This is a genomic window from Mesorhizobium sp. M1D.F.Ca.ET.231.01.1.1, from assembly GCF_003999155.2.
In the GTDB taxonomy this organism is placed as follows: domain Bacteria; phylum Pseudomonadota; class Alphaproteobacteria; order Rhizobiales; family Rhizobiaceae; genus Mesorhizobium.
Map to the genome: position 1 here is coordinate 1 of NZ_RZOZ02000026.1, position 11,032 is coordinate 11,032.

General features: G+C 61.8%; 14 protein-coding genes. 10 read left to right on the forward strand and 4 right to left on the reverse strand.

The window, feature by feature from the left end; all coding sequences use genetic code 11:
- Nucleotides 1–231: 231 nt before the first annotated feature.
- Entirely contained in the window at nt 232–639 is a 408-nt protein-coding gene (locus tag EN874_RS31815; RefSeq protein ID WP_127428821.1) for a hypothetical protein, read from the reverse strand.
- On the opposite strand from EN874_RS31815, the gene EN874_RS31820 reads away from it, so the two are divergent.
- The 7 genes from EN874_RS31820 to EN874_RS31850 all read left to right on the forward strand — a co-directional run bounded on the left by EN874_RS31820 (nt 632) and on the right by EN874_RS31850 (nt 4,877).
- Nucleotides 632–2,062, forward strand: coding sequence for a hypothetical protein (locus tag EN874_RS31820; RefSeq protein WP_127428820.1), 1,431 nt, complete (start codon nt 632–634; stop codon nt 2,060–2,062). The genes EN874_RS31815 and EN874_RS31820 overlap by 8 nt on opposite strands.
- A 35-nt stretch (nt 2,063–2,097) precedes the next feature.
- Nucleotides 2,098–2,688, forward strand: coding sequence for a hypothetical protein (locus EN874_RS31825; RefSeq protein WP_127428819.1), 591 nt, complete (start codon nt 2,098–2,100; stop codon nt 2,686–2,688).
- The gene (locus EN874_RS31830; RefSeq protein ID WP_127428818.1) at nt 2,688–3,116 is read left to right on the forward strand and encodes a hypothetical protein; all 429 of its coding nucleotides are present in this window, start codon (nt 2,688–2,690) and stop codon (nt 3,114–3,116) included. The genes EN874_RS31825 and EN874_RS31830 overlap by 1 nt, the downstream gene beginning before the upstream one ends.
- A 242-nt stretch (nt 3,117–3,358) precedes the next feature.
- Nucleotides 3,359–3,553, forward strand: coding sequence for a hypothetical protein (locus tag EN874_RS31835; RefSeq protein WP_135882261.1), 195 nt, complete (start codon nt 3,359–3,361; stop codon nt 3,551–3,553).
- Between the two features lie 68 nt (nt 3,554–3,621).
- Nucleotides 3,622–3,936: a hypothetical protein gene (locus tag EN874_RS31840; protein WP_127428817.1), complete on the forward strand. Its 315-nt coding sequence runs from the start codon at nt 3,622–3,624 to the stop codon at nt 3,934–3,936.
- On the forward strand, nt 3,933–4,379 hold the full coding sequence (locus EN874_RS31845; RefSeq protein WP_245513831.1) for a hypothetical protein: 447 nt from the start codon (nt 3,933–3,935) through the stop codon (nt 4,377–4,379). The genes EN874_RS31840 and EN874_RS31845 overlap by 4 nt, the downstream gene beginning before the upstream one ends.
- A 309-nt stretch (nt 4,380–4,688) precedes the next feature.
- A complete protein-coding gene (locus EN874_RS31850; protein ID WP_127428816.1) occupies nt 4,689–4,877 on the forward strand; it encodes a hypothetical protein in 189 nt (62 codons plus the stop codon).
- A 118-nt stretch (nt 4,878–4,995) separates the two neighbouring features.
- On the opposite strand, the gene EN874_RS31855 is transcribed toward EN874_RS31850, so the two are convergent.
- A complete protein-coding gene (locus EN874_RS31855; RefSeq protein ID WP_245513833.1) occupies nt 4,996–5,448 on the reverse strand; it encodes a nuclear transport factor 2 family protein in 453 nt (150 codons plus the stop codon).
- Between the two features lie 26 nt (nt 5,449–5,474).
- On the opposite strand from EN874_RS31855, the gene EN874_RS31860 reads away from it, so the two are divergent.
- Nucleotides 5,475–6,038 carry a hypothetical protein gene (locus tag EN874_RS31860; RefSeq protein ID WP_127428815.1) on the forward strand — a complete coding sequence of 188 codons (564 nt, stop codon included), beginning with the start codon at nt 5,475–5,477 and terminating at the stop codon, nt 6,036–6,038.
- Nucleotides 6,039–6,368: 330 nt separating this feature from the next.
- Here EN874_RS31860 and EN874_RS31865 read toward each other — a convergent pair whose 3' ends face one another.
- Both EN874_RS31865 and EN874_RS31875 read right to left on the reverse strand, forming a co-directional pair.
- On the reverse strand, nt 6,369–6,995 hold the full coding sequence (locus tag EN874_RS31865; RefSeq protein WP_127428814.1) for a methyltransferase domain-containing protein: 627 nt from the start codon (nt 6,993–6,995) through the stop codon (nt 6,369–6,371).
- A gap of 431 nt (nt 6,996–7,426) precedes the next feature.
- Nucleotides 7,427–8,542 (reverse strand): acyltransferase, encoded by a 1,116-nt coding sequence (locus EN874_RS31875; RefSeq protein ID WP_168247693.1) that lies wholly within the window; start codon nt 8,540–8,542, stop codon nt 7,427–7,429.
- A gap of 123 nt (nt 8,543–8,665) precedes the next feature.
- On the opposite strand from EN874_RS31875, the gene EN874_RS31880 reads away from it, so the two are divergent.
- Both EN874_RS31880 and EN874_RS31885 read left to right on the forward strand, forming a co-directional pair.
- Nucleotides 8,666–10,471 carry a portal protein gene (locus tag EN874_RS31880; RefSeq protein ID WP_127428812.1) on the forward strand — a complete coding sequence of 602 codons (1,806 nt, stop codon included), beginning with the start codon at nt 8,666–8,668 and terminating at the stop codon, nt 10,469–10,471.
- Nucleotides 10,468–10,791, forward strand: a complete 324-nt coding sequence (locus EN874_RS31885; RefSeq protein ID WP_127428811.1) for a hypothetical protein — start codon at nt 10,468–10,470, stop codon at nt 10,789–10,791. Before EN874_RS31880 ends, EN874_RS31885 begins: the two co-directional genes overlap by 4 nt.
- Nucleotides 10,792–11,032: the final 241 nt, after the last annotated feature.

Genomic DNA, 11,032 nt, shown 5'->3' on the forward strand with positions numbered 1-11,032 from the left:
TTCTCAGGCTCTCTTGACTATTCTGTATTGTTCGACGGATCGCCTCTGTCGTTGTGGCGCTGCCGTGAAGAACCTGGCCCATAGTGCATCCTTCCATTCTTGGGAAAACAATGCACCATCAAATGCCGGGATCAAACACCTAGGGTCTGCGCTCGACGCTCTGCTCCTCGCTTCGCCCTAGGATGACGAGGCGCGGTTCTGGCCATGCGCAATGCCGGCAATCCGGCCTCTCTAAAAACCCCAATCCAACAAAGCCCGCGAACGCCACAGCGTGCGCGCGATCGGCTGTGCCGTGATCGCCCGCGCGGCGCCTCCTTTTGTCCAGCGCCACTTCGGCCGGAGCAGCCAATGGTCCACATCATTCCTCTCTTCGCCGATCAGCGCCGCCCCGATGCCGGCGATGCGGCACCCGGCGCCGCGCCGGCCGGCCCGCTCGATCCCTACTGGCAGGAGGTTGCCGATCACTACGAACGGCGCATGGCGCAGCAACGCGCCTTCGACACCGAGATCGCGGCGCGCAGGCTGGAAGGCGAGATCGCGGGCGCCGAGGCCGACACCGTGGCCGACGCGCCGGCCGACGGGGCGGGCCTGCACCACGCCATGTATGGCGAGGTCGCATACCGGGCGCGTCGTGCTCAAAGGCCGGTTCGACACGCTGTTCGACAATTTCCTGAAGCAGCAGCCGCCCGAGCTGCGCCCGGGTCTCGCCAGCCGCAAGGCGGCGCTGCGCGAGGCCGGCTCCACGCGCATGGCGATGCAGCAGCTCCAGCGACGCAGCCAGTATGAGCAGGACCAGTTGGCGGCGGTCCAGACCGAAGAACTCGAGAACATCGCGAAGAGCGACCCGGACGACACGGCCGCCTTCGATGCCGCCCGCCATGCCGGTCTCGATCTCATCGCCAAGATGAACCTCGACCCGCAGATCAGGCTGCAGACCGAAGCCGCCTGGCGCGCCAGCACGGCGAAGGCGCGCATGGAAGCGCTGATCGCGCAGGATCCGGGGCGCGCTGCGAAGATGCTGAGCGCCGGACCGGTGACAAGCGACCGGCAGGCCGGCACTCCGTCAACCGAGTCTCTTGCCGATCTATCGCCCGATAATATTCGGCAGCTCCTCCGCCAGGCGCGCGCTGCGACAGCGACCCAACTGATCGGAGCGCGCGCCAACATCGACCTCGCTTCGCAGAATGCCCCGAACGCAATCGCCAGCACGGGCAGCTATTCCCGCCCCATGCCAAGCCCTGCGGACTTCGCCGCCATCTACGGCGTCGAGGAGGGCGGCAAGCACTATCAGGATTTCAGCCGAAAGATTGAAGTCGGTCGCCAAGCCTTCGGCATGCGTACCATGCCGAACCAAGCGATTCACGCGGCGTTGCGTGATGCCGAGCCTGGTCCGGGGAGTTCGCAGGAAGACCAGGCTCGATATCAGGTCACTGCTGCCGCTGCGCTCAAGACTCTTGGCCTGAGGCGAACGGACCCGGCGGGCTATGTTCGAGAGGTCTTTCCCGATGTCGACGCTGCGTGGAGTAACGTCGCCAACTCAAACGATAATCAAAAAGGCGGCGACCCGGAGGCATACCGGAACGCCTTCGCCATCTCTATCGCCGCCCAAAGGCAGTTGGGTATCGAGAGCCCGCAACCGCTGCCGACAGCCGTAGCGCAAGGCATTGTTAATACCCTCCGCAAAAACGAAATCTCGGAGTCCGATAAAGAAGCCATTCTACATGGCCTTCAGGCGGCGGGGCTAGATCCGGATACTCGCGAAACCCTGTTGCGGCAACTCGATGAAGCTGGCCTTTCTCAACCAGATCAAGTCGACCCGATCACCACTGCTGCAACTGGGGGCCGACCATCCCTCGCGGTAAACTCGGGCCGACCCAAATCTGCCCTTGAGCAGGCGGGGGAGGATTTCGGCAACTATCTCAGTGAGGGCTTTGAGGCCCTTGGCCGAGCCCCGCGCGGCATTGGGCAGATTCTACAGGATCTGCGCGATTCCCCTTGGGACTTCCTTGAGCAACTGCCGGTCACCCCCCTGGCTCGGGAGCAGTCGCCGAAGGGCGCCTAGTATCAGAGGCAGTCGGCGAAGCTATTGCAAGAGGCTTGGCCGTAGTCCGCAGCGGCGCGAGTAAGTTTGCCAAGCCGCTGGAGGAGTTTGCAACAAGTGGTTCGCGCGCCACATCGGAGCTCGCCGCCGATGCCACGGTGGTTCGCCAAGCGGTTGAGACGAAATCTCTGGTCAAAGCCGCGGAGGATGCTGCCTACCGTGTGGGCACCGGCGCCAAACTCAAGAGGGGCGAGGTTCTTGAGATCATAAAGTCGATCGCAAGAGATCCTTCCAAGGTAAAGTATCAAGGGGCATCGTTGGGGAGGGCTATCTCCAAAAACTACCGCAAAACATTTCTTGATGCGAACCCGAATCTGCAGGGAGAAGTTGTCGTACACCATGCTGCGGAGCGACAGATATGGGAAAGATTTCCAAGCATCGTCGCTGCAGACGAGGAACACTCTCTTCAGAATCTTCGTGGCATTCCAAAGGCATTGGATAATCTTTTGCACAAGGTCATTTTGCGGTACGAGTGGGATGAATTTTACGAGACGCATCCTCAACCAACACGTCAGCAGGTGCTAGACTACGTGAGTTACATCGACAGGAAATACGGACATCTGTTCAATCCTCCAATAGGTGAGTGATGCGATTTTTTAAAATACGGCCGCACGTGGCTGGCGGGATTGGCAAAGGCACGGTTCTCGACTCGAGCGTTCATCCGCCGATCGTAACCAAACTCCACTACAAGGTAGAGGCATGGTTCGGGGATGTGATTGTTGCGACTTTCCCCTGTTTCCTTGTCACTGAAGAAACCCAGCGCGCGCTGCAGAAGATGGGCTTTTCAGGCGCGACGTTCGCCGACGCCGAGGTGACGACCTCGGAAGAGTTTCAAGAGGATCAACCCGGCCTGGAACTGCCACATTTCGTGTGGTTGAAAGTGAATGGGAAGGCGGGTCAAGACGACTTCGGGATCGCGGTACCCTATCGCCTCGTCATTTCGGAGCGGATTCTTGATCTGCTTGAATCGTTGGGCATTCCGTTTGCGATAGTCGAGCCTTACGGCGGCGAATAGCAGGGGAATTGCGGTGACAATGCATTCATTTTCTGAGCGCGATTCCAGTTGTTGAAGTCAGCCGTTTTCAGGTCGACCGAACGGAAATACTGCACTGTGATCGTTAATTCCCGGTGTGATGCAACTCGTCCCTAGATACCAACATGATCCTGGAACTATCTCCAGAAGACCCTTCACCCGAATCGCCGAGGAGGATTTTCCCTATGGGGTGAATAACGAAGTTGCTGGATATAGTTGGGAGGTTGTCGGATTTTGATGAAGAGGACACGATCTATGTATCGGAGCCTTGGACTAAAGAGTCCGATGCAATGGTTGCGACCGCGCCCGACGATAGTATGGTGCCGCCAAAGGCGGCGGCCAAAGCGGGTCTGACATACTTCATCGAAATATTCATCGCGATCGAGGTTACCGAGGGATGGATTGCGTCGCAGAAGTAAAAGCCCAGCCTGTCGGCGATCTGTGACAGACTGATTTATTACGCGACCTATGATGCGTGAGGGGAAAGATGTCGACCGACGCACGCTATGACGGAAAGCCCCTGCTCCGGCTCCTTGAACTTTATGTGCTGAAGGCGATTGGAGAACTGTCTAAAGAGTCGGAAGATTCACTGAACGCCATGGCTCCCCAACTGCGGGCCATCTATGGCGGCAACGGACGATGGGACGATGCAATCGCCAAGGCCCTTCACATGCCCGATACGATGCCGGATGCAATCCGGGACATGTGGAAGAAGAACCTCAAAATCGCCCACGACAACAAGGTAACGCTCACGCCTCAGCAATTTGCCGAGATGTTCGTGGATAACAATTTCGCGGGTTGAGCGTTATTTCTTTGATGCGATTTTTTAAGATACAGCCGAACGTCGCTGGTGGGATTGGCGAACACACGGTTCTCGATTCGAGCGTTCATCCACCGATCGTAACCAAACTTCACTACGAGGTAGAGGGCTGGTTTGGGGATGTGATTGTTACGACGTTTCCTTGTTTCCTTGTCACTGAGGAAACCCAGCGCGCGCTGCAGAAGATGGGCTTTTCGGGTGCCACATTCGCCGACGCGGAGGTGACTATCTCGGAAGACTGTCAGGAGGATCAACCCGGGCTGGAGTTGCCACCCTTTGTCTGGCTGAAAGTGAATGGGAAGGCGGGTCAAGACGACTTCGGGATCGCGGCACCCTATCGACTGGTCATTTCGGAACGGATTCTTGATCTGCTTGAATCGTTGGGCATTCCGTTTGCGATAGTCGAGCCTTACGGCGGCGAATAGCATGGGAATTGCGGTGACAATGCATTCATTTTCTGAACGCGATTCCAGTTGTTGAAGTCAGCCGTTTTCAGGTCGACCGAACGGAAATACTGCACTGTCACAGTTAATTCCCGGTGTGATGCAACTCGTCCCTAGATACCAACACGGTCTTGGCACTATCTTCCAGAAGACCCTTCACCCGAATCGCCGAGGAGGATTTTCCTTATGGGGAAAATAATGAAGTTGCTGGATGTCGTCGGGAGGTTGTAGGATTTTGATGAAGAGAACACGATCTATGTATCGGAGCCTTGGACTAAAGAGTCCGATGCAATGGTTGCGACCGCGCCCGACGATAGTATGGTGCCGCCAAAGGCGGCGGCCAAAGCGGGTCTGACATACTTCATCAAAATATTCATCGCGATCGAGGTTACCGAGGGATGGATTGCGTCGCAGAAGGAAAAGCCCAGCCTGTCGGCGATCTGTGACAGACTGATTTATTACGCTACCTATGATGCGTGAGGGGAAAGATGTCGACCGACGCACGCTATGGTCTGCGCCGCGTCGCTTGGCTCCTTGTTTCGGCCTGGGATGACGAAGCTGCGCGGCCGCAGCCATTCTTCGCTTGCGGCCCTAACTGCTACTCGACGATCTTCCAGTACGAGTCCTTGCGGATCACCTTGCCGTCGCGGAACGTGTAGAAGTCGCAACCGCGGACTTCCTTTCTCGTCCCGTCGCGGGCGGTCCCGGTGAGGAGCCATTTCGAGATGCCGGTATTGGCCGCCGCATCCACGAAATGCTCGCCATTGCCGTAATGAACATCGGGCAAGCCTTCGAAACGCGTGGCCAGCGCATCGCGGACTTTCGCTTTGCCCTCGAAGCGGGAACCCCATGGCCTGTTGCCCCTGGGCATCTCCAGCACGCAGTCGTCGGCAAAGCACGCCATGATGCGATCGAGATCGTGGGCGTTGAAGGCGTCGCATAGCTCCGTCAGTGTCGATCGAATGTCCATTCGCCGGTTCTCCTCAGTCGGACAGCCGATAAAGTGCGCGTTCGATCGGCGAAGTAGGTCACCGGCGGCGATGCCGGTCAAGGCTTCCCGAAACCCATCCCCTGCCCATGCCAACCCGCATCATCCCCGCAACCCTGCGCGATCTCTCCTACATCGCCGCGAACCTGCGCCCCGAGGACCGGGCCGAGATCGACTGCCAGCTCGACCATTGGTCGCCGGCGCTCCTGGCGCTCACGGCGCTGCAGGGCTTTGCCTATGTCGCCGAGCTCGACGGCAATCCGGAGGCCGGCTTCGGCGCCGCCGAGCAGCGGAGCGGCTTGTGGATCGCCTGGAGCTGGGGCACGCGCCGCATGAAGCGCTGCGTGCCCGAAATCACGCGCTTCTTCCATGCGGCGCTTGGGCCTGAGGTCGCGGCCAGAGGCGCCTGGCGGGTCGAGGCGAGGGCGCTTGCCGAGAACGAGCTCGCCCTGCGCTGGCTGGACCGGCTCGGTGCCACCCAACGCTGCCGCCTGTCGGGCTACGGCAGGAACGGCGAAGATTTCTTCCTCTACGACTGGACAAGGGAAAGCTATGTGTCTCTTTCAGAAACCGCCCGCACTGAAGCCGTTGCCGCCGGTGCCGACCGCCGAGGACAAGGACGTGCAGGCGCGGGAAGCAGCGCTCCGCGCTGAGCTCGAGCAGCGCCAGGGCACACTCTCCACGGTCAAGACCGATCTGGCGCCGAGCGACGTCGCCGGCCGGCGCCGCGTGCTGCTCGGAGTCTGACGCCATGACCGCGATGAAACGCAGTTTTCGCAGGCGCGTGCTGGACTGGTGGTACTGGAGACGGCACGCAAGGTTGGTGAAGCGGCGGGGGTAATCTCCCCCCTTGAGGGGGAGATGTCGCCGAAGGCGACAGAGGGGGTCGCCGCGCGTGAAGCGCCGGCCTTGTCTGTCGTCGAGAGGAAGTTGGTACTCGACGCGCGAGGACCCCCTCTGGCCGCTTTGCGGCCATCTCCCCCTCAAGGGGGGAGATCTGGCGCCTTCCTCGCGAATGCCCACACCATCAGCGGATACTCCTCGTCGTTGCTCAAATCCCGCCACAGCCCGTAGGCCCGCACCGGGCCGCCGATATGGGCCCTGGCGCAGGCCTTGTTGCCCCAGCCCTGCACCTGGATGTGCTCCTCGGCGAAGCCGCCCTCGACCATCAGCTGCTTTAAGCCGGCGGGCGTCCAGCGGTTGTAGTCGTGCGGGCGGGCATGCACCCGAAACAGGAAAGGCGTCGCCACCATCGCCCAGCCGCCGGGCTTGGTCATCGCATGGATGTTGGCGGCCGCCGCCAGCGGGCGCTGCACATGCTCCAGCACCTGGTCGGCGATGACGATGGAGTACTGCTCGTCGGTGCGGTCCTTGCAGATGTCGAAATCGGGGAAATCGAGCGAGCGGTAGTCCGGGCACATCGCCTTCCAATAGCGGTTCCAGCCCGGCGAGATCTCGATCACGTCGCGCGCCTTGCGGTTGGCCGCTTCGAGGAAGGCGGTAAAAGCTTCGATCTGGCGGATGCGCAGCCAGTTGCGGCTGTCGTAGCCGATCAGCCGCTTCACTGCCTGTTTGCCACGGAATTTCAGCGCGCCGGCAAGGCTCGTCATGCTCGACCTCCCTCGTGCCCGCCGCAGTCGGGTGTGTAGCACCGAGAAGTGCGCAAAAGATGACAAGGCAAGGCAGGCGCGAGGCACCCCCCTCTGCCCTGCCGGGCATCTCCCCCGCAAGGGGGGAGATTGGATGTCGCTTCTGCTTTCGCCAATCGTCGACGTTGCGGAAGAAGCGCCGGCGGCAACGTTGCTGATCTCCCCCCTTGCGGGGGAGATGGCCGGCAGGCCAGAGGGGGGTGCCTGGGCGCCGACCCCTCCAATTATCTCCTCCAGATTTGACCAGGGCAAATCCCATGACCGGTTCCCGCGCCCGCGATATCCTGGCGCGACAGGCCGAACTCGAGACCGAACGCGCCGCCTACGAGCCCGGCTCTTTGTTGGAGCATGATCATTTCCGAAAGCTGGTTCTCACCTTTCGGGGGCATGCTCTAGAACTGCGTCACACCCTCGCGTGCACGCCGCAGTGAAAGCAGATGCCGCAGCAACGTCCGCACATGCTTGTCGTAGACATAGTGCGCGAACGCCGAGACCGCGATGGCGAGAATGGACGTTCCCACGACGAATGGCAGGCCGTGCTGGTTCCATAAGGTTCCGGTGGCGGATTCGTCCACGATGTTCACAATCCTGATCAGCGGCGTGTGAAGCGCATAGATGGCGTAGGAGATGTTGCCGGAAAACAGGGCGATCGCGCGCCAGAAACCCGACAGCCGCAAGCGGGATGCCGTGAGAACAAGCCAGGGCCAGACCAGCACTATGATCGCGAGATCGTACAATTGCGCATTTCCGGCGGGACGGAAGATCATCAGCCCCGCGCAAAGCGCCAGCAGAAACGGCATGTAAAAATTTCCGTTCCGGCTTTCCCCGGTCGCATATCGCCGCAGATAAACCCCGAGAAAGAAGGAAAAGGCGATTCGGGCGGGAGCCGCGATCGTGCCGTCCCAATGGGCGCCGCCGCCCAGGACGACACCGTCCCATGCCATCAACGCCAAGGCGATGAAAGCAAGGCCGAAGATAGCGGCCAGCGATCGGCCAGTGAGCCTCAGGGCCAGTGCGGCGAAAATAGCATTGGCAACAAGTTCATAGAAAAGCGACCAGGCCGGACCGTTCAGTGGAAAAAGCAGATCCGGAACGACCGAAAGCGATGGTGGCGTGGGCAGGAAAAAAAGGGAAAACGCAAGGCTCGCAAGCAAATCCAGCCGCGAATACGAACTTAGCCCGCGCATTGCGATGACCGCGCCGACGTCGACCATGGCAACACCGATTGCGGCGAAATATAAAGGGTAAAGTCTGAGGATACGGGCCTCCGCGAATTCCCGGAAAGACATCCCTTTCCGGAACTTCTCGTCATAGGCATGGGCGATCACGAAGCCGCTCAGCAGAAAGAACAGGTCGACGGCGAGGAAGCCAGACGGCGCCAGATCTAGGTGCCGCGCCGTGAGCTCGCGAAAATGACCGAGCATCACCAGAACGGCAGCGATGCCCCGCAACCCGTGCAACGCGTCGAAGTGTGTCGTCCCCGGTCTTAGATCCCGCGCTTTGGTCATCCTGACTGCCAGCCTCACCCAATTCATCTACGCATTGATTGCTGCGTCGCACAAGAACGTTTTGCGGTGCACGCGACCAGTGTGCATCCCCCAGTGTTCCATGGCCCCCGTGAAAGGCACGACATGACCGATTCCCGCGCCCGCGATATCCTGACGCGACAGGCCGAACTCGAGACCGAACGCGCCGCCTACGAGCCCGTCTGGGAGGCGGTGGCGGAATTCTGCGATCCGGATGCGCCCGACATCTGGTCGGGCCGCCGCACCAGCCGCGGCGCGAGCCAGGCCGAGCGGCAGGAGCGCCGCGGTAGCCGTGTCTATGCCAATACCATCAACTCGGCCGCCAATCGCCTCGCCGCCGGGCTCGAAAGCCTGATCATCCCGCAGTCGGAGAAATGGCACGGGCTGACCACGGCCGAAATGGATGACGAGGAGACCGACGAGGAGAAGGAATGGGCGGAGAGCTTGCGCGATTTCCTGTTCGCGCTGCGCTATTCCGCCAACTCCAACTTCGTGCCGGCGACGCAGGCCTGTCTCAGGAACGTCGTGCGCTACGGCCCGGCCTATCTCTATGCCGAGGAAGGGTTCGGCGGCACGCTGATCCGCTATGCCTCGATCCCCGTGGTCGAGGGGTATCTCTCGCGTAACCGCTGGGGCCAGGTCGACACCTTCCATCGCCGTTACGAGCGCACGGCGCGCCAGACGGCGCAGCTGCTCGGCTACGACAAACTGCCGGCGCGCATCAGGGCGCTGGTCGACGACCCCGCCAAATGCGAGGAGAAGATTTCGCTCATCCAGTGCATCGAGCCGCGCGACGAGCGGCGCATGTATCGCGCGGGCGGCAGCTACCAGTATCTCGACGCGGCCTTCGCCTCCTACCACGTCATCGAGGACGAGGAGGAGATCGTGCGCGAGAGTGGCTTCCGCACCTTCCCGGTCTCGACCTTCAACTGGCGCCGCTATGAGGGCGACGCCTATGGCATCTCGCCGGCCATCGAAGCGCTGACCACGGTGCGCGAGGAAAACGCCGTGCGCCGCTCCGGCCTGCGCGCCCTGCAGCAGATCACCGATCCGCCGACCGCCTCGAAAGCGCGGCTCGACTATGTGCCGGTGCTCAATCCCGGCGAGAATTATCCCGGCCTGATCGACGACAATGGCCGGCCGCTGATCCAGCCGATCGCCACCGGCCAGAACCCGAGCTATGCCTTCGACTATGCGGCGAGCCGGGCGGAGGAGATCCGCGACATGATGTTCGTCAACCTGTTCCAGACGCTGGTGCAGAACCCGCAGATGACCGCCACCGAGGCGCTGATCCGCCAGGAAGAGAAGGGCGCGCTGCTCGGGCCTTCGGGCTCGATCATCCAGGCCGGCTTCGCCGCCAATCTCGACCGCGAGCTTTCCATCCTCGAGGATAAGGGCCTGTACGACCAGGACAGCCGCTTCCGTCCGCCGGACAGTCTTTCGGGCAAGGCGGTGCGGCCGACCTTCACCGGCCCGCTCGACGTGCTGCGCCGTTCGGCCGAAGCCCGCGACACGATCCAGGTGGTGACTACAGCCATGCAGATGGCGCAGTTCGATCCCGGCATCATGGACAATATCGACGGCGACGAGGCGATTAGAGTGGTGCAGAGCGCCGGCCGCAGCCCGCAGCGCATTTTCCGGCGCAAGGACGAGGTCGAAGGTCTGCGCGGAGCCAGGGCGCAAGCCCAGCAGGCGCAGGCCGGCATGGCGGCGATCGCCACCGCCGGCAAGGTGGCGAAGGACGCGGTGCCCGCCGCCGTGCAGGCGCGCGACAGCGGCCTGCTGGACAGCCTGCAGGCGATGATGCAGGGCACGCAGGGCCCTGGCGGCGGCGCGGCAGGTGGCGGTTCGGTCGACGGCTCGCAAGGTGCGATGCCGGGCGGGCAGGGCGCACCAGGCGGCGCCGCATGAGCCGCAAACGCTTTGCCCGGCCATCCGACGCCGGCGGGCCGCTCGCGGCGCGCGAGGCGCTGACCAAAGCCTATCGGCGCGTCTTCTCAGGCGAGGACGGCGAGATGGTGCTCGCCGACTTGACCGCCACCACCGGCTATTACCGCCGCCCGTCCTACGGCGACTGGCTGGCGCGCACGAAGACGCCCGACGGCTTCGAGCTGCACAGCGCGCTCTCCAATGCCCGCGCCCAAGTGGTGCAGCACATCATGGGATTTCTGACGCTGGAGGACGCGGACCTCGCCGCGCTGGAGAAGGCGGCGCGGGCCGAGGAGAGGTGAGGGGCTGAAACTGCCAATCTCCCCCGAGTGGGCATAGGCGCTAAGATAGGGATTGCGGCGCGGAATCGATTGTGATTCTACGCTGGGATGACACACGAATCGCTTGTTGATGATGGCTGGGCCGAGACGATTGAGCTTCTCGGCGGGGAAGAGTTGATCGCAGGAAGTGCTCGCGAGACGAAGGCGTTCCTGCGCCCGCGCGGCATCAGATCGGCGAGCGACCTGTTGCGCCTGACACTGG